Source organism: Paenibacillus taiwanensis DSM 18679 (assembly GCF_000425125.1).
GTDB classification, from domain to species: domain Bacteria; phylum Bacillota; class Bacilli; order Paenibacillales; family Paenibacillaceae; genus Paenibacillus_B; species Paenibacillus_B taiwanensis.
The window spans coordinates 65250-85101 of record NZ_AULE01000028.1 but is presented as its reverse complement, the minus strand read 5'-3'; the positions used below and the strand labels follow the sequence as shown (position 1 = coordinate 85101).

Annotated in this window: 17 protein-coding genes and 1 pseudogene; 9 read left to right on the top strand and 9 right to left on the bottom strand. The window is 41.5% G+C overall.

All coding sequences use genetic code 11. The features are described 5' to 3' along the window. Positions 1-94: 94 nt before the first annotated feature. A complete protein-coding gene (locus H509_RS24490; protein ID WP_051286861.1) occupies positions 95-2032 on the top strand; it encodes a S8 family serine peptidase in 1938 nt (645 codons plus the stop codon). A gap of 125 nt (positions 2033-2157) precedes the next feature. Here H509_RS24490 and H509_RS0106805 read toward each other — a convergent pair whose 3' ends face one another. From H509_RS0106805 to H509_RS0106775, 6 genes and pseudogenes are all read right to left on the bottom strand, one after another. Beyond that, on the bottom strand, positions 2158-2763 hold the full coding sequence (locus H509_RS0106805; protein ID WP_028544427.1) for a DUF2087 domain-containing protein: 606 nt from the start codon (positions 2761-2763) through the stop codon (positions 2158-2160). A gap of 217 nt (positions 2764-2980) precedes the next feature. Next, a complete protein-coding gene (locus tag H509_RS0106800; RefSeq protein ID WP_028544426.1) occupies positions 2981-3493 on the bottom strand; it encodes a ferritin in 513 nt (170 codons plus the stop codon). A gap of 219 nt (positions 3494-3712) precedes the next feature. Continuing rightward, a complete protein-coding gene (gene bcaP / locus H509_RS24485) occupies positions 3713-5128 on the bottom strand; it encodes a branched-chain amino acid transporter BcaP (RefSeq protein WP_051286860.1) in 1416 nt (471 codons plus the stop codon). Positions 5129-5338: 210 nt separating this feature from the next. After that, positions 5339-6742 carry an MATE family efflux transporter gene (locus tag H509_RS0106785; protein ID WP_036696537.1) on the bottom strand — a complete coding sequence of 468 codons (1404 nt, stop codon included), beginning with the start codon at positions 6740-6742 and terminating at the stop codon, positions 5339-5341. 224 nt (positions 6743-6966) lie between these two features. Beyond that, positions 6967-7167: pseudogene (locus H509_RS28150) on the bottom strand (alpha/beta fold hydrolase); the annotation flags it as partial. Between the two features lie 2 nt (positions 7168-7169). Beyond that, entirely contained in the window at positions 7170-7460 is a 291-nt protein-coding gene (locus H509_RS0106775; RefSeq protein WP_028544423.1) for a hypothetical protein, read from the bottom strand. Between the two features lie 296 nt (positions 7461-7756). Here H509_RS0106775 and H509_RS0106770 point away from each other — a divergent pair, with 296 nt between their 5' ends. After that, positions 7757-8710, top strand: coding sequence for a hypothetical protein (locus tag H509_RS0106770; protein WP_028544422.1), 954 nt, complete (start codon positions 7757-7759; stop codon positions 8708-8710). A gap of 275 nt (positions 8711-8985) precedes the next feature. Here the strand turns inward: H509_RS0106770 and H509_RS0106765 are convergent, their stop codons facing one another. Continuing rightward, on the bottom strand, positions 8986-9495 hold the full coding sequence (locus tag H509_RS0106765) for a DUF2165 family protein (RefSeq protein ID WP_028544421.1): 510 nt from the start codon (positions 9493-9495) through the stop codon (positions 8986-8988). A gap of 204 nt (positions 9496-9699) precedes the next feature. Continuing rightward, positions 9700-10113 carry an iron chaperone gene (locus H509_RS0106760; protein WP_028544420.1) on the bottom strand — a complete coding sequence of 138 codons (414 nt, stop codon included), beginning with the start codon at positions 10111-10113 and terminating at the stop codon, positions 9700-9702. Positions 10114-10345: 232 nt separating this feature from the next. On the opposite strand from H509_RS0106760, the gene H509_RS0106755 reads away from it, so the two are divergent. From H509_RS0106755 to H509_RS0106735, 5 genes are all read left to right on the top strand, one after another. Beyond that, entirely contained in the window at positions 10346-11368 is a 1023-nt protein-coding gene (locus H509_RS0106755) for an ABC transporter substrate-binding protein (RefSeq protein ID WP_028544419.1), read from the top strand. Positions 11369-11392: 24 nt separating this feature from the next. Beyond that, positions 11393-12499, top strand: a complete 1107-nt coding sequence (locus H509_RS0106750; RefSeq protein WP_028544418.1) for an ABC transporter ATP-binding protein — start codon at positions 11393-11395, stop codon at positions 12497-12499. Further along, positions 12496-14151, top strand: coding sequence for an ABC transporter permease (locus H509_RS0106745; RefSeq protein ID WP_028544417.1), 1656 nt, complete (start codon positions 12496-12498; stop codon positions 14149-14151). The genes H509_RS0106750 and H509_RS0106745 overlap by 4 nt, the downstream gene beginning before the upstream one ends. A gap of 153 nt (positions 14152-14304) precedes the next feature. Continuing rightward, on the top strand, positions 14305-16005 hold the full coding sequence (locus H509_RS0106740; RefSeq protein ID WP_028544416.1) for a sensor histidine kinase: 1701 nt from the start codon (positions 14305-14307) through the stop codon (positions 16003-16005). After that, positions 15998-16783 carry a response regulator transcription factor gene (locus tag H509_RS0106735; protein ID WP_028544415.1) on the top strand — a complete coding sequence of 262 codons (786 nt, stop codon included), beginning with the start codon at positions 15998-16000 and terminating at the stop codon, positions 16781-16783. Before H509_RS0106740 ends, H509_RS0106735 begins: the two co-directional genes overlap by 8 nt. 220 nt (positions 16784-17003) lie before the next feature. On the opposite strand, the gene H509_RS0106730 is transcribed toward H509_RS0106735, so the two are convergent. After that, complete coding sequence (locus H509_RS0106730; RefSeq protein WP_028544414.1) at positions 17004-17789, bottom strand: SDR family NAD(P)-dependent oxidoreductase; 786 nt, start codon at positions 17787-17789, stop codon at positions 17004-17006. Positions 17790-18027: 238 nt separating this feature from the next. Between H509_RS0106730 and H509_RS0106725 the strand changes: the two genes are divergently transcribed. Further along, on the top strand, positions 18028-18681 hold the full coding sequence (locus H509_RS0106725) for a TetR/AcrR family transcriptional regulator (RefSeq protein WP_036696534.1): 654 nt from the start codon (positions 18028-18030) through the stop codon (positions 18679-18681). 345 nt (positions 18682-19026) lie between these two features. Next, on the top strand, positions 19027-19782 hold the full coding sequence (locus H509_RS0106720) for a GNAT family N-acetyltransferase (RefSeq protein WP_028544412.1): 756 nt from the start codon (positions 19027-19029) through the stop codon (positions 19780-19782). Positions 19783-19852: the final 70 nt, after the last annotated feature.

Genomic DNA, 19852 nt, shown 5'->3' with positions numbered 1-19852 from the left:
AGGCTTTGTATACGAATACATAGGGCTTGACCAGAAGCCCTGCGTCCATATATAGTAGCTTTCGACAGCTACTATACGAAAGAGGAGAGAAAACATGAAACGTAATCGAATCATCCCCTTCATCATGGCTACCGTATTATTTGTGTCTCTATCATCGCTCTACGGCGGCCTTGCTAGCCCTGTAGAAGCAGATTCTGCGCCGCCTCCCTCGTCTCCTACATTTAAGTATCCCGAAGAGATTGTCGTCAAGTTTAAGCCGCATGTCGATATACCGTATCAAGATCAAGTCGAAGCTGAGGTTAAAGCACTTCAAGATCCTTCACTTCAAGCAGCACTTACACAACTCCCACAAGTAAACTTCAGCCGTTTATTTTCCATACTAGATAACACCTCACAGACCCACTTTTCAGCACAAGGAAATTTATCTGTTTTCGAACAATACTATACGGTTTCTATTCCAACTGGCGCTAATATGGACATGCTTCTACAGCAATTCAAAAATTCACCGCTTGTTGAAGAAGCCTACATCAAGCCCCAGCCCGTATCCGTTCCATCCATTACGCTTGCACCTAACTCCACACCCGTACAACCCGACGACGATCCTAACTATCCGCTTCAAGGTTATGCCGCTCCCGCTCCATTAGGTATTTATGCCCCCTATGCTTGGCAGTATGAGGGCGGCGATGGCAAAGGGATCAAGTGGGTTGACGTAGAACAAGGTTGGGCCTTTAATCATGAGGATCTAGCAAGTCACGCCATTCCCTTGCTGCCAGGCGGCATCAATGCCTTATACTTCAGTCATGGTACAGCCGTACTCGGTCAAGTGTCTGCTGTTGATAACACAATCGGCAATATTGGACTCGCCAGTAAAGCGCAGCCATTTGCCTCCTCCCAGCATCGTACCAATTATACTTACAACACTGCGGAAGCTATCATCGTTGCAGCGAATACGTTATCAGCAGGCGATGTTATTTTGCTTGAGGCACAAACTGGTTATCCTACCGCTTCTGGTTACGTTCCGGTCGAAGTATACCCTGCTGAATTTGATGCCATTCGATATGCAGTTGATCGTGGAATCACCGTCGTTGAAGCGGCCGGCAACGGCAGCGTAGACTTGGATCGGTTCCAAACAGTTGATGGCAAGTATATTTTAAATCCGAATCACCCTGACTTCCGTGATTCCGGCGCGGTTATTGTAGGTGCAGCCAGCGCCAGTCTGCCTCATAAACGGATGGGCTTCAGTACGCATGGCAATCGTATCGATGCGTATGCATGGGGATCATGGGATGTGCACACACTCGATGCCATTGACGCGAATTCTACTACGGGTTATATGAAGGACTTTGCTGGTACGTCGGCAGCTTCTCCTATCGTGACTGCGTCGGCTATCTCCATGCAAGGGATAGCCAAAGCGACATTTGGCGTTCCCTACTCACCTGCTGAGCTGCGCCGACTGATCAAAAGTGCGGCGTACAATACGCCTACAGCAGATCCGGCCCGCGACAAGATTGGATTTATGCCAAATCTCAGAGAAATGATTAAAAATCTGAAAGCACCTGGCAGCGTGCCGCATGATACCGTCGCTCCACTCGCACCAACAGGCTTGGTTGCTGTAGCTACTGCACAGGACAGTGTATCCTTCACTTGGAATGCTGCCACCGATGATGTGACTTTGATTGGTTATGATCTATATGTGAATGGGAACCTACTACCAAGCGTGTGGACATCCGATACCTCCGCAACTCTTTATTCGCTTACGCCAGGAACAACCTACACCATCACCGTCAAAGCACGAGACGGCAGCAACAACTTGTCGGAAGCAAGCGCTCCGCTCAGTGTAACGACTGTTAAGAGCAGCATCTGCTCGAACAACGAATGGAACGCTTCTAGTACGTATTTGAATGGACATCAGGCATCTTATAACGGTGTCCTTTATCAGGCCAAGTGGTGGTCTCAAAATCAACGTCCAGATCAGAACAGCGGCCCTCATGGGGTATGGAGTGTCGTCCAATCCTGTGCTACTGCCAACTAGCCCTTAATCCAGAACAGACCGTAAACGCCTGTCTATCATTGCAGGTGTTTACGGTCTGTTTCTTCTTCATATCGGCAAGGCAGAAGCTCGGCTTGAGCAGCCTGCAATAGCTAAGTTCACTATCCTCAGGACAACGTTTCCCAACGCGCCCACATTTCCTTCGGATTTAATTCGTACACATCACGTTCCCTAAACATAAAATGATGCATAATAAACTCTCGCCGAATAGTAGCAAAATCGTCGTGATAAAGCTTAATAAACTCATTTAGCTCTTTTTCTTGATAGCATTTTCCTTTTTCCAATTGAACGGCTATATGCTCTAATACGATTAACTTTTTCTTCAACTGGGCAGGCAAACTTTTTAATTTACCGTCGGTGGTGAAAAAATTTCTAATGACAGTATCCTGTACACGCGCAGATGGATTATCCATAGCCTCCATCCCTTCCCTCGGTTGATTATGACGATAAATTAACGCCTCTGTTGCCAAAGCACTGTTGCGGATAAAGTACGGATTCAAGCTGAAAAAAATCGTATTCTTATCTCTGCGCTCGTTAATTAAGCTTGCCTCCCGCAGCTTGGCAGCATGGTGTGTAATCGTTGCCGGAGTGACACTTAACTTCTCAGCCAGCACCTGACCATTAAGCTCACCTCCCGCAAGTAGAATCAGTATTCTAATTCTAGTCGGGTCTGCGAGTGCTTTATGGTACTGAACAACTTTATCTAGCTGCATCTTTTGTCACCACCTAAATTTAATACTTATCTAATTAGATATTTGTTAAATCGAATTATATAGATACCGTCATAAAATGTCAAGTTACTAGAACAAACGAACTGCTCGGCCAGTCCTAGCCGCCAATGCGCATTCAGCGCTGCTGCAAATATAAAGAGCTGCTCCCCTCTTATTAATTAAAGGGAAGCAGCTCTTTATCGTTAAATTAGTTGTCCAATTAGGCTTCGCCTGTTGGCGGCGTGAACGTACGTCTAGCCAGCTCGGAATCCAGCATATAAAAAGCGTTGCTGTCATTGTCAATCCGACGGAGCTTTTGAATGATACTGTCGAAGGTCGCCTCTTCCTCCACTTGCTCATCGATAAACCATTTGAGGAAGTTGATTGTCGCATGTTCACGTTCATTCCAAGCAATGTCAGACAATTCATATATACGCTTCGTGACAGACTGCTCATGCGCATAGGAATGTTCAAAAGCATCCAGCAAAGAGCTGTACTCATTTTGAGGGTGCTCCATCCCGCTAACCACCGCACGCTTACCTAATGTATTAATAAAGTGGAATATTTTCATTCCATGAAATTTCTCTTCTTCCGCCTGTACGATGAAAAAGTTCGCAAACCCATCAAAGCTCTCCGACGAACAGTAGGCCGCCATGGCCAGATACACCTGCGAGGAATAAAATTCATAATTCATTTGATCGTTTAACTTGTCGAGCAGCTTCTCACTTAACATCGGATCACTCTCCCTAATTGCTTGTCATGATGAAAGGTAAGCTTCACAGCTTGTTACAGCTTGTCTACATAAGAGGACACCGTCAGACGGACACACTCCCGTACGGCATCATTCCTTATCCTGTACAAGCGCGCTTCCTTCTATTCTCAGTATGTTAGAAATAAGTTGAGATGTAAACGAAAACTTCAACCTGCCCCCTCACGCATATGTCCTTCATCATCATTTTCGCCGCTCATCAGACCCAAGCGCTGATGGATTCAAATGACTGTGCTGGCGTGAATATACGAAGTATATGACCGTCCCCACACCAATCCAGATCACAAAGGAAATCCAAGTAATCAAAGGCAAACTGATCGTCAAATATAAGCAGAATAGCGCACTAACAATGGGCAGAACTGGCACAAACGGAACACGAAAGGAAGCTTTTAAATCCGGAAATTTTTTACGCAAAACAATTATAGCGATCGATATTAATGTAAATGCTGCTAACGTCCCCATATTGACTAAATGGGCAAGAGTCGTTAAATCAATAAAACCTGCAATGGCCGCGGCTACAAAGCCGGTTATCCATGTGTTCGCAAATGGTGTTTTTGTTTTGGCATTAACCTGCGCAAACTTCTGCGGTAATAATCCATCACGGCTCATGGCATAAGCCAAGCGAACCTGCGCATAAATCAAAGCCAAAATGACAGTTGTAATCCCAAAGACGGCTCCAATTGAAATGATACCCGCTACTGTATTTTGTCCGACGGATTGGAGCGCTAATGCAACAGGAGCTCCTACATTAAGCTCCCTATATGAAATCATCCCGGTCAGTACGCCCGATACGATCATATAAACTAGGGTACAAATAAATAAGGACCCGATAATGCCAATCGGCATCGTTTTTTTAGGATCTTTTACTTCTTCAGATGCCGTTGCAATTACATCAAACCCGATGTACGCAAAAAACACAGTAGCTGCACCTGTAATAATCCCGTTAAAGCCAAACGGAACAAAGGGTACCCAGTTATCAGGCTTCACATACCAAATGCCAACAACGATAAATAACAAAATGACGGCTAATTTGACAAATACCATCATGTTGTTAAATTTAATACTTTCCTTAACCCCTTTACTAACAAGCGCAGTAATAGCCAATATGATGAGAACGGCAGGCAAATCGATAACGCCTCCTTTTCCTACACCAGGAGCAGAGGACACAAGGGTGGGAATCAGTATTTGAAATCCTTTAAGCAAGGATTGAAAGTAGGCTGACCAGCCAGTTGCAACAGCCGAGATCGCAAGTACATACTCCAGCATAAGATCCCATCCGATCAAAAAAGCGCACAACTCGCCCAACGTTGCATAGGTGTAGGTGTACACGCTTCCTGAGACGGGTACAGCCGATGAAAACTCGGCGTAACAAAATGCAGCAAGCGCGCAAACTAAACCCGCGATTGCAAATGACAACATGATCGCAGGCCCAGAAGCTTCTGCTGCTACCACACCCGTTACTACAAAAATACCCGTTCCAATTACACAACCTACGCCAAGAAAAATTAAATCGATCAAGGACATAGCCCGGGCAAGTTCTTTTTTCTCACTTTGAGCAAGCATGAGGCTGAGTGATTTTTTTCGAAACAGTTGGTTCACAACGATTCCTCCTATGCATTGGGCACAACAAACATTTGTAGTATGCCGACATAGGAGTAATTTATGAAGGTTCAAAGCTTGGCTATTTCAAATGAACTCCGTGCACAAAAAAAGCACGCTAGTGTCGATGTGTTTCCACCGCCACAGCATGCTTTTTTGTAACTATTCAAATGGTCTATATTATTTCTTTTTCCATTGTAGTCCGATATATCAGATCAGTTTACGGCTGTACCATTTTTCGCCTCTGAAGCGCCAGACAAAGATGGAGCCACGAATGCCCCATTCAATAACCATCGCAATCCAAACTCCCATTATGCCCATGCCTAGCGTTATCCCTAACACGTAGCCCAAAATGACACGAAGCACCCACATCGTAAGCAGTGATGTCATCGATGTAAAATTCGAATCTCCGGCTGCCCGCAAGGCGGAAGGCAAAATAAAGCTAATGGACCATAAGAAGGGCTGTGTAATCGCAATTAACACCATCAGTTGGAAAATATCCGGCACAATCTCGGCAGGCGGCGAAAATAGACTTACGATAAACGGGTATAAAGGTAACAGAAGCGCTGCCATCACTACAAAAAATATCGAGGACAGCCATAAAAACGACTTAATAAATTTCCTCGCATCCTGTGTGTTTCGTCGCCCAATGCATTGACCGACTACCGTTACGATGGAGATGCTGAGTGCATTTGCACCGATCTGAAATAACAACGAAATCGAGCCACCGATCGCATTTACTGTAATGGCCATCGTTCCAAGCTGTACGATAAAGGTTTGCGTTAACAGCTTCCCGCCATTAAAAAACATCTGCTCCGCAGCGAATGGAACACCAATGATCATAATTTTTTTAAGAATCGAAAAATTAAGCTTGAGTGCGTGCTGGATACGGAACCGCAGCGTTTGATTGTATTTAACTAAATAGATTAACGCAATGACCATCCCTAGAACTCTTGCCGTAATCATCGAAATAATTAACCCGACGACACCCATATCCAGAAACGTAATAAACAAAATATTTAAGCCCAAGTAAGTTAAATTCATAATAAGCGACAGGCCTAAGCATGCTTTCGTCTCCGCAATTCCTCTCAGTGCTCCCGTTATAGCTTGGAAGATCGCAATAAAAGGATAAGAAATGCAACTGCCAATCAGAAACAGCTTCGCGTTGTCGAATACTTCTGCTTCTGCTTGTCCAAACAACAAATCTAACGTTGGATTATGAAAAATAATGACCAGCACGCTAATGAGGATCGATAAGATAGCTACGGCAGATATAGCTTGAGCGGCTGACTTGGCAACCATCTCCTTATTGCCGCTGCCCTTGTACTGCGCTACAATAACGGTTCCGCCCGTTGCCACAGCAACAAAGACGTTAATTAAAAAAATATTCAGTGAATCGACCATACTCACTGCACTGACGGCAGCAACACCTGATGAGCTGATCATCGCCGTATTTAATAAGCTCATTAAAATAATAAAAGCTTGATCCACAAATATCGGGATAATAATCGCGATAATTTGTTTATAATCAAGCGTGTCACCTGTGAAATATTTGTTCAGCAGGAACGTAGTCCTTCTCTTTATAGGGGAATCTATCGTACTCAGTGTAATCATCTCTTTTTTGGTATTGTTCTGCCATGGAATCCCTTGACAGCGCTAGTTGCTGCATTATTATACCACTATCCCAAGGATATAAAAGTGATGAGTGTTACCTTAACAGGGCGTAATCACGACCTTTTGAGCGACTTCTGGACTGTCTTCGCTCCAAATCGCAGGAGAGGTAGAAATGTGGCGGATGCTGGATATTTTTATTCAGCATCCGCATAGTATCAGAACGTTCATTTTGCGAACAAATCTACCATCCACCTCGAAAATTTTTCTTTTTGTTCGAATTGTGGATAATGAGCGGATTCGTCGTACGTTATAAATTCCTTCTTATTTGCGTCAATCTGATCAAAGTATGCTTTTGCTGCTTTGCTTGAAGTCATGTAATCGTACCGTCCCATTACAAAATACATCGGTAGCTCTAGTTTTGTGACGATTAATCTCGCACTTCTTTAATATCAACTAGAAAAGGGGCTCTTAATTTATTGCTGTATATTTTAATCGAGTATGTTGTATTTATTTTTAGTAAGTGAATAATAATCTGAGGAGAGTCTACAATAACTTCTTCCCCTGCACGTGTTTGAAATGTCAGCACATTTTGTGCATCTATTTTTATAAGCTTACCAACTTTAATATCCCTAGAAAAAGTGTAATTATAATATACAAACAACATAACTAATAAAGCGGCTGAGAATAAAACAATGAGTAGATACTTTGTTTTGTTCATAGAAATACCTCCAATTTATCATTTCCTAGCATCAATCTACACAACAACCTTTCTAAACACGACAATTCTCTTAACTCTTTTTTTAAAAGAACCAAGCATCTAAATTTACGTTTAAGTTAATGACTGCTTCAAGCCTATAGCCCACTAGTCAATACCATTTTTCACTTTAAATAATCATTTGATATACGCTTAGTGATGCATCATTTATTTTTTTAGGTAATCTTTATCTACTTTTTAAAGAAGGCGCGTTCAATTTCTTATATAATAATATATATTATGAGATTGGAGGAAGATTTATGAAGAAATATGTTATGTGTATATCAGTTTTATTATTGTTTTTTTCGACCATAACTCAGGCATCTGGGAAAGAAAATTCCATGATAAAGGTCGATTTAGGAGCAAGACATATTAGTATTTCAGCTGAATTAAAAATTACTAAATATAATGACGGCCGCATTGCCCCTGTCGAAAATGTAAAGTCAATCCCTATTGTAGATTTAGATCGAATCATGAAGGAAATGAATTCGTCAGAAGAAGAAATAAAGGCGTACCCAATAGAACTGAAGCAACAAATAGTAGCTAAAGGGGGAGTGAAGGTAAAAACCAGCACGAAGGCTAAACATTATTATAATAGTCTGGATGGAATCCGTCACCTTGTTTCTGATAGCAATAAAGATGAAATATTGTTACTTCAAGAGAAAGATAGAGCCACTATAAGACAGAAAGATAAGACTAACGCACCTCTGGGTTCAAGTAAAACTGATGGAATATGGTCGGGGTATATTAATATTTATTACTTAGGTAAAAATCCAGCGAATACAGAGTTTATATACGATCTATACACAACCTATAGGTGGGACGGTTATCCCAACTTTTTCATTATAGATTCTGTAGCTAATACTTGGGACGCTGGAATATCAAGCGCTAGCTCGTTAGGTGCTAACAATTACCAAGTGGATGCTACTAGTAATTTTATACACGAATCATTTATAGATATAGTTAGAAAACCTGGTGGTACAAAAGGTGATCTGGACCTAGCCTATGCTAAATCAAACTATGGTTATTTAAGAGATCAACTGAGAGTTCCTGTTTCCTATTCTGAAACAACTAAACAAGTTGCCTCAAGTTATGTACATCCTTGGGTAGGAGGCGTTGTTAAAGTGGTGTTAAGTTATTTAAGCATTAGTTGGAATACATTTACAGGAGATGAATGGCATCTGGATACGACATTTACAGTAGCTAAAAAATAGTTTCTCATTTTGACCAAAGAAGTGGATTTACTTGTCAGTTCCTCTTTAGAACACGATATTTATAAAACTCGAACAAAAAACAAACAACCAGTTACCGTGATCCTCTATCAGTAACTGGTTGTCTTAATGGTACATCATGCTAGAATCTCTTTTTTCGACTCTAACTCTCCATGTTTCACAGTCAAATCGTTTCCATTCCTATTCCCAGCCTTTTAACAGACTAATTTGGTATAGCCACAGCCAACTCATGCCTCCACCACTGACTGTCGTAAGGATCAGACCTCTGTTAGTTCTTTATCCCGCAGCGACACCAAGATGACAAAACCGATCATAACCTCCGTAATATCCATCGCAGTTTGTTTGCCGTTCCACGTATCGGATTGCCACATCGCAAACCATTCTGCACCCACAATAGCAAAACCAAAAAACCAAATGCAGAACGCCACCATATAAGCCAAATATGCATAAGTCTTGGCATGATGAAACAACTTCGCTTCTTTCTTTACGGTCCGCAGCATCTTCACTGCTGCAATCCAGGCAAACAAGGCAAATAAGCCTTCCGCAGCAATGATGCCCACATAAGCCACCGTATGTAGGATTGGGCTCGTGATAGAGCGCCACATAAGTGCATTTCCGTCAAAGGTAGTGTCCATCGACAGCACATGCTGCACAAACATATAGTTAGAATTGTAGTCCATCAGGTTACCTGCAAAAATTAAAGTACCAAAAAGTGCCGTAAAGAAAACGATCAATACTTTTAAATAACGTAAAGTCAAATTGCTCATCACATTTCACATCCCCAATAAATTTAGTAGTCCAAAAGAACTCTCGGTAGCGCTTACATATTTTCTCTCCCCGCATTTGTATTGCACACCCTACTAAGCTGTATGCCTCCTTTCCCCTATTCATAATCAACCTAAACTTTACCACAATTTATCCTTATGTGAATTAAAAATAGGACACGCTTAAGGCATGTCCCTTGTCCCTGCTTATGCTTTTGTTTTACTACCACTGCCCTGCTTCTGCTTTAACTTAGCTTCTGCTTTTCCTACATTCTCCGCTACTCTATACTGTACAATTTTGCTTATTAATTCATAAGGGATTGGCTTATTCAGTGGAAATTGCACGGAGCCTTTAGCGCCTTTAAATTGTGCCAACTCCTGCTCAAATGCGAGAATACCGCTTGGGGCTGGATAGAAGCCGATATGATGCTTGTACGCTGCAAAATGTACCAAATTCCCATGTAATGCAAACGTAGGCATCTGATAACTGATCTTTTCGCTTGCGTCTGGTGCGGAATCTCGAATTACTTTTCTTATCGCTTCAAGTATTACCTGAACCTCAGGTGGAAATTGCACAATGTATTCGTCGATCGTTGCAAATGTCGTTTTACTGCCGTCCATAACATCCCTCCTTCACCCTTCATTAATTTAATGGCACCCCTGCCATTACCTTTATCATTCAACAACCTATTTATAGGAATAATATCAATAATATGACCTAATCGCGATACTTAAAATTAAAAATAGGTTGCGAATTTTAGACGATGTTTGCGAATTATGGGATTATGTAACCGGTAACATCCTTGCTACAATGAACATGCAACTAAACGATCTTAGTTCAGGGGGAATAAAAATGAAAAGGCTTTCTATATTAGTGATGGCTTGTATGTTATTTATGGGGGCACTCAGTGGATGTGGAAGTAACGAATCCGAGCAAGCAGCATCCAACAAACTCGTCATCTACAGCCCAAATAGTGAAGAAATTATTAAGACGATCATCCCTATGTTTGAAAAGCAAACAGGTATTACAGTTGAGCTTGTAACAGCTGGGACTGGAGAAATTATAAAGCGTTTACAATCCGAAAAACAAAATCCGTACGCTGACGTTATGTTTGGTGGTTCGATGGCTGGCTACCGTGAACACGCTGATTTGTACGAGCCTTACGTATCACCAGAAGACAAAAACTTAATTGAGGGGCATCGGAATACGACAGGATTTGCAACGCCTTATATCTCTGATGGAAGCGTGCTGCTCGTAAACAAAAACCTCGTTGGTGACATCAAAATCGAAGGTTACGAAGATTTGCTTAATCCGAAGCTTAAAGGCAAAATCGCATCTGCTGATCCCGCAAGCTCAAGCTCCGCATTCGCACAGTTGACTAATATGCTCAAAGCGATGGGCGGCGATTATGAGAATGATAAAGGTTGGGACTATGTAAGCAAGTTGATTCAGAACCTTGATGGTAAAATTGCAAGCGGTTCCGGCGCGGTTCACAAAAGTGTAGCTGACGGAGAATATGTAGTTGGTTTAACTTATGAAGACCCTTCAAGCACATATGTGAAAAACGGTGCTCCGGTAGAAGTCGTTTATCCAAAAGAAGGCGCTGTATTCCTGGATGCAGCTTCCGCGATTACAAAAGGTGCTCCACACATGGACAACGCCAAGAAGTTTATTGACTTTATTCTTTCTAAAGATGCTCAGGATGCGTTTGGAACGCAATTGACGAACCGTCCGCTCCGTCAAGATACGAAGCTTGGTGACCATATGAAACCTTTAGCTGACATCAACATGATTAAAGAGGACACTGACTATGTAAGTGCTAACAAATCCAAAATTGTAGAGCATTATATCGAGATGTTCACAAGCATCAAATAAATTATAGAGAATTAGGTGACAACTATGAGCGTGAATATATCCATTAAAGACTTAGTAAAAAAGTATGGAGATACTACCGTCATTCCTGAGTTGTCCCTGGAGATTAAGAAGGGTGAGTTCTTCACCCTTCTTGGTCCTTCGGGATGCGGAAAGACGACGCTGCTGCGGATGCTCGCTGGCTTTAACAGCATTGAAGGCGGCACTATTCATTTTAACGACCGCGTTATTAATCAAGTGGAACCGGGAAAACGAAATATCGGCATGGTATTTCAAAGTTATGCCATCTTCCCTCATTTAACGGTTAAAGGGAATATCGCTTTCGGACTTGAGAATCGAAAGTTATCTAAAGCTGAAATTGCCTCCAAAGTGGATGAGATTTTGAAAGTTGTTCAAATCGAACAATACAAAGATCGGATGCCAAAAAATCTGTCAGGCGGTCAGCAGCAGCGTGTTGCATTAGCCCGTGCGATCGTCATCCGGCCGGACGTCCTGCTAATGGATGAGCCTCTATCGAATCTGGACGCCAAGCTTCGGGTTGACATGCGGAATGCCATTAAAGATATTCAAAGAGAAGTTGGCATTACAACGGTATATGTAACCCATGATCAGGAAGAAGCGATGGCGGTATCTGACCGGATTGCCGTTATGAAATCGGGAATCATTCAGCATTTGGGCACACCGCAAGAAATTTATCAGCGCCCTGCAAATGTGTTTGTTGCTACTTTTATCGGTCGCACCAACATTATTAATGGATGTCTGACGAAAGAAGACGGGCATTACCATCTGCATTTCGGTGTAGAATATGTTGAAGAGCTCACGAACGTTCAATTACCAGCATCAGAGAAGCAAACGACGCTTGACGTTAAAATCTCGGTTCGTCCAGAAGAGTTTATTATTACCGAGGATAACACAGGCATTAAAGCAACCATCGTACACAGCGTATTTTTAGGCCAAAACACGCATTACTTTGTGGACCTAGAATCCGGACAGCGCATTGAAATTACGCAGGAATCCAAAACTACACACATTTTAGAGCCTGGTCAAATCGTTTTCCTAAAAGTAAAAAGAGATAAAATTAATGTATACGACGCGACAGGTGAATTGAATTATACAAGGGGCGGTCAGCTATGAAGGGGACACGCAAACGATTTGATGTCTGGACCAACATTTCATTTCTGATCTTTATTTTCTATGTTCTCTTTCTAGCACTACCTTTGTTTACGATGTTGATCAAAAGTGTGTACAACGGCACAACGGGTGACTTCTCATTCGCTTATTTTATGAAATTTTTTAGCAAGCCTTATTATTTAAATGCTCTATTTAACAGTATAAAAGTAACCGTTAGTGTGACATTACTTGCCGCACTTATCGCAACACCGCTCGCCTACATGATGGCAACGGTTAAGATTAAAGGTAATGCTACTATTCGAGTGTTGATTCTGATCTCATCGATGTCAGCCCCGTTCATTGGAGCTTACTCTTGGATCTTGCTGCTAGGTAGAAACGGCGTCATTACCAGATTCATTAGTAACACGTTTGGAATTACGATGCCTGATATATATGGATTTACAGGTATACTAGTGGTCTTAACGTTACAAATGGTGCCTCTTATCTTTATGTACGTATCCGGAGCACTTAAAAATGTGGACCAATCGTTAATGGAAGCTGCCGAAAGCATGGGGTACAAAGGCTTTAACAAAATGCGCAGAGTGCTGCTTCCGCTTATTACACCAACATTGCTCGCAGGCGGACTGCTCGTATTTATGCGCGCACTTGCTGATTTCGGTACACCGATGCTTATTGGTGAAGGATTTAAGACCGTCCCTGTACTGATCTTTAATGAATTTATAAGTGAAGTCGGTGGTGATGATGGCTTTGCAGCTGCAATTAGTGTTATCGTCGTTCTTTTTGCAACTGCGATCTTCCTGATACAAAAATTCATTTCCAATCGTAAATCGTTTACGATGAGTGCACTAAATCCGATTGAATCCAAAAAGAAAAAAGGGATTGGCAACGTTGTAGCACATGTCGTTATTTATCTGTACACTTTGATTGCACTATTGCCGCAGTTGTATGTCATCTACACTTCTTTCTTGAAATCAAACGGCCGCATCTTTGTAGACGGCTTCTCGCTTCAAAGCTATCGTGATGCCTTTAACAATATCGGAAGCGTCATTACGAACACATTTGTGCTGGCGATCGTATCCCTTATCGTTATCATCCTGTTAGCGATCCTAATCGCTTATGTAACCGTTCGCAGAAAGAACGCTTTAACCAATACGCTTGATATTTTCACGATGTTCCCTTACATCGTTCCAGGTTCCATTTTAGGGATCGCGTTATTGATTACGTTTAACAACAAACCGCTCGCTTTAAGTGGAACCGCATTCATTATGATTATTTCATTTGTCATTCGGCGTCTGCCTTATACGATTCGATCAAGTGCCGCTATTTTGCACCAGATCAATGACGGGATTGAAGAAGCAGCAATCAGCCTGGGTGCTTCCCAGATGAGAACCTTCTTTAAAATTACACTGCCGATGATGCTTGCTGGTGTCGTCTCCGGTGCAATCTTAAGCTGGATTACGATTATTACCGAATTAAGCACCTCGATCATCTTGTATACGGGCAAAACAAAGACCGTGACGGTTGCCATTTATACCGAGGTTATTCGCGGGAACTATGGAGTTGCAGCAGCACTATCTACGATTCTTACTGTTATTACCGTTGTATCGTTGCTCGCCTTCCTGAAATTGTCCGGTCAAAAAGAGGTCTCTCTTTAATCCAATATGTTTTACGTCACTGCCAAGTCGGTACCTGCATCAAGGGACCGACTTGGTTGTATTTGGATGGCCTGCGGATGAGTGATCTTGTTCAGCCTTTTCTAGCCGTAAGGTATAATAAAACAAAGGTGTTAGTGTTGATGGGGGGGCAAAATGAAACATAAAAAGTATCGCAACTTCAAGGAATCAACCCGTCATTTATTTCGAATGTATACCATTATCCCGTTTGCTGTGTTAATGGTATTATTTCTAGTATTTACAATCATTAATGGCAGGATGAACTTAACTCAAAAAACAACCGAGGCGGCACAATCCATCAGTCAGTCTATGACAGAAGTGTATCAGCAATACTACAACGAAATTAACAGGATGGCCGTCTCCCCTGCTGTAACCAACTATGTAAGCTCACACTTGGGCAGTGACAAAGTGTACTCTGAGTTTTACGATTTCAATAACCACCAGAAGGTGAAGAGCATATTTCATCTTGTCAGTGCAGGGGGCATCTTTCTGGCCAGTTCGGCTCCCCCAGAAGTGTTGTCGTCCAACTTTGCCTTCAGTAATCTAATTAACCGGATTCATCAGCGGCCACAAGAAACGTTGAGTGAAATGAACAGCTTCCGTTATTCCCATGATCGCGATACAAGCTATACATTTGGCAAAGCGATTGTCAAGGACGGTCAGACGGTTGGTTACATCATTTATCAACTGTATGAATCGGACATTCAAAAAATTATTTTTGAACAAAATAACGAAATTGCAATGATTACGGACCAGCACAATACAATTATTGCCACTACGAGCAATGCAACCAAAGGGGTGCTGAATAAGTTCAGCCCTACGTTTGATAATCAAGGGCATGTATTATTAAATAATGGCACGTATTATATGTATACGAAACGGATACCTGATACGCCAATTCAAGTCGTTACGCTTAACTCCTATAAATCCGAACAGTATACTTATTATACGGTGACAGTATTTGTCCTTGCTGCAAGCGTATTGTTATGGATTATGATTCAGATTATGTCTCATAAAATGTCTGCCCGTAACTCTGAATCAATCGATAAATTAATTCATGCGCTCGCCCAACTGCGCGAAGGAAATTTTAACGGCTATGTGGACATTCAGACCAATGATGAATTCGAAATTCTCGGGGATGAATACAACGTAATGCTGGACCGCCTAAAAGAGCTGATGGAAAAAAACAAAGAACTGTCAGAGCTCAGCACTATTATTGAGGTGAAGCAGCTGCAATCTCAATTCCATCCACATTTTATGTTTAATGTGTTAGAAACGCTTAGATATGCCATTAAAATAGATGCCAATCAAGCCCAAGATATAGTTATGATCTTGTCCCGATTGCTCCGATACAGTATTGGACACGATCGCAGCGTTCAATTACAAGATGATATGAATTACGTGCAAGATTACCTTAAACTACAGCACATTCGTTTTAATGAACGACTGGAATATCAAATATCCGTTGCAGAGGAAACGAAAGTGGTATACGTTCCTAAGCTGCTCCTGCAACCGATCATTGAAAACGCTATCAAGTATGGCTATCAGCATCAAAGCAAGGTGTTGATTGACATTCGAATTTATACTTCAGCAGGCAAACTAATACTGGAAGTGCATGATAACGGTCACGGGATGAATGAAGAAACATTGCAGCGAGTAAACGAGACCTTACAAAGCGCTAGCAATACGACAAAGCACATCGGGCTATACAATGTTCATCGCCGTTTAGTGCTGTTATATGGCGAGCAATCCGGCATTCACATCGACAGCACCGAAGGAAAAGGCACCTGTGTAACACTTACAATTCCTTACGAATGGGGTGAAAATGATGTTTAAAGTTCTATTAGTAGAAGATGAAGATATGATTCGAAGAGGGATCAGGTTTAGTATCGATTGGCTGAAATATGATTGTATCGTCATTGAAGAAGCTCTGAACGGACAAGAGGGCTATGAGAAGATTTGTGAACTCCGACCCGATATTGTCATATCCGACATTAACATGCCAATAAAAGATGGAATTTCGATGATAAGAGAAGGGCTCCAGCAGCACACGTTTAGCAGCATCATTATTTCGGGCTATAATGAATTTCATCTCGCCAAACAAGCTATCCAGCTAGGAGTAACCGAGTTTCTCGTTAAGCCGTTAGAGGATGATCAACTGATTCGGGCACTGGAATCTGCCAAAGCAAAAGTAGATTTAATTCGTAAATATGAAGTAATCTCCAGCTTCAAGCAAGAAAGCGAAGAAATTATAAACAGTCGATTTTTAGAAAAAGAAACGAAAACATCAAAGTATGTAGCCAAAATGATCGCCTATGTGCAGGAGCACTACGCTAAGAAGATCAGCATTCATGATCTGGTAGAGCAGCTTGACTTAAGCGCCTATTATTTAAATCAGAAATTCAAGATTGAAACGAGTTATACGTTTAATGAGTTTGTTAACCGCTACCGCATTCAAAAAGCGATCGATTTATTAAAGGCGGGAGATAGCAAAGTTTATACGATTGCACAAGATATCGGCTTTAGTGACTACAAGTACTTTATTAGCATTTTCAAAAAGTATGCCCATAGCACGCCGAGCCAGTATCAGGAAATATACCGGAAACAAGAATGAGAGTAAGCATAACCTTAAAGTTGAGCCTGTCTCTTAAATTATCCTTTATCAAGAAATAAATTATAAAGTTTAAGCACCCAGCGCGTACCGGCACTCAAGCAGTGCGCGCTGGTGAGCTGAAAATAAGAATTTCTTTCCCGAAGCAACAGATCATAAATGATCTCTACTCAATTGGCAAACACAAATCATTCGAGAGTTATATTAGTAATAACTTTATCTATTAATGACGTTTACGCAGCATTCTTCCAACAATATAAAGCATTTGTTTTCGAGTGAAGAACCTCGCCATTTGAGCTGATATGTAGTTATTAAACCCTGGGATCGCATATACTTTTTTAGCTTGGAGGGAGCGTAGTGCGACTTGGACCACATTTTCTGGAGTATCCCTTTTCCCAACAGAAGCTTCATCTGCCCCTACAACATTAAAAAATTCCGTTTCCGTTGCACCAGGGCATAATGCAAGAAATTGTACCCCTCGTTTTCGATTTTCCTCCCATAGAGCCTCTGTAAATGATAATACGAAAGCTTTAGTGGCGCCATAAATGGCCATATTAGGAAGAGGTTGAAATCCTGCTGTTGAAGCAACATTAATGACTACTCCGCTTTTCCTTTGCAACATATCGGGTAAAAATAAATGAGTAATATCTACAACCGCCAATACATTAAGCATCACTTCCTCATGCTGTCTTGTGCCAGACAATTGTTCAAAAAATCCATGAGTAGCGAAGCCTGCATTATTGATTAGGATATCAACGCTCAGACCACGTTCTACACATTGTTGATAGAGCCTATTCGGGGAGCCCTGTTGAGATAAATCAGAAACAATAACATGCGTTTGTATGCGATGTTCTTGTTTTAATTTTTCTGCTAAAGCATTTAATTTGGCCTCCGAGCGAGCAACTAATATCAAATGGCTTCCTTTTGCTGCAAATTCATGCGCGAACGCTTCACCTATTCCTGAAGAAGCACCTGTAATGAGCGTCCATTTATTTTGGATCGGTATCATCCTATTTTCTCTCCTCCTTAATCGCATTACGGAAACAGTGTTTCCTTTTGAATCAGTGTATCCGAATATCACAACGATGTCAATTAGAGCGCTTGGGAACTCTAGCAAACGGTGGTCCTTAGAGTACATACAAGTGAAAACTACTTGCAAATTGGCATTTTGCCATTGAAAACAGTAAAATAAGTTATTGAAATGCAAGCTAGCTAGCAAATTAAAGTTCTAAGGGTGTGAAAATTACATGCACAATTCATCCAAAAATTTGTCTATAGATACTCATACAACTACTACCTATCCCAAAGCCAAACTTCAGCATAACGAAATATTAAAACTAAGCATTATAGAAGTTGCAGCCTCGATTATGCAGGAATACGGTCCCGAAGCCGTAACCATTCGCCGGGTTGCTGAGAAAATGGAATGCTCTACAAAAATTATTTATAACTTGTTTGGAAACAAGGATGGACTGGCCAAACAACTTTTCCTGGAGGGCTGCAAATTGTTAGCTGATGCCTTTCAAGCGGTCCCAGAACAAACCAAGCTTGACCTGTTTCTTTGGGATATTGGGCAAGCTTATTGGAAGTTCTCACAGAATTACACCAGCTACTATATGGTGATGTTTGGTGGGGCTTTTAGTGAATTCAAGCCAACAGAGGAAAGTCTACAGGCTACTATTACGGCCTTACAACAAGTGATAACCATCATTACAAAAGCTATTAACCAAGGATTTATTACCGAGCAAGACCCGGTCCTTGTTGTGAATTTGGTTTGGGCATCACTGCATGGAAGCATCCATCTTTATTTAGGGGGACATATCCCTAACGAAGAAGCTGCCAAAGCCTTGTATGATAGAACACTATCGAATTTAATTCATACGTTCTTTCACAGCAATAGTTAACGGAAAGACCAGCCAACTCCTACATCCTTTTCTCAAAAATGCCCCAAGTAATTCAATGATGACCGCTCAGACAGCATGAATGGATTATCACGGCTTGAAAAACCATTTATGCTGTCTGTTAATCCTAAAAATAGAAACAACATAAAAAATTCGATTCCCCTCGTCAGAACTTATCTCTTATCATTTTGCCCATAATCAGCTGGTGTCGTACCTTAGCCTAGCTGATTTACTTGTCTTATAGATCTTTCAGTTTTATAGCAAACTAACTTGGCGTTACATTTATATTGAATATTAATTATTAAAATTGTATTATTATGCATAATGTAATTGGGAGGATAAATACTAATGATGGATATGAAATCGATTGAAGAATTGTCCTTGAACAACTGGCCCGCGCTCTCCACGCTGCTTTATGATGGATGGGTATTACGCTTTGCTGAAGGCTACACCAAACGGGCCAACTCGATTCAGCCACTTTATAATTCTACCCTTGATCTGAATACTAAAATCGCACAATGTGAAAGCATCTATTCCGCTCATCAATTACAGACAACCTTTAAGATTACCCCCTATGTACAACCCCCAAATTTAGATGACGTGTTACAGAACAAGGGCTACTCCATCCTTGATCCCACAAGTGTACAGACCTTGGCGCTAAACCAACTAAACGAACCCCTACTACATTCCGTCACCATAGAAGAACAACTAGACACTGAATGGATCAACAATTATTGCAAGTTAAATCGTGTTGCAGCTAAACAAAAAGACATTATGAAGCGGCTACTGTCCAATATTCAAACGAAAACAGGATTTATAACCCTTTATTTCGAAGATCAGGTCGTTGCTTGCGGACTTGGAGTTATCGAACGATCATATATCGGATTATATGATATCGTGACGGATGCTCATTTTAGAAATCGAGGTTTCGGTGAACAAATGATATTAAATTTACTCAAATGGGGCCGAGAAAATGGCGCGGCATACAGCTATCTAGCAGTAGTTACCCAAAATGAGCCCGCGCTTCGACTATATTCAAAGCTCGGTTATACGGAAATTTATACGTATTGGTATCGGGTTAAAGATTCGATGCTTTTACGTTAGACTACGGATCTGGTTTCGCTGCTACAAAATGCTTCGTCTCGATTTTCTTTCCCAATATTGCACCACATAC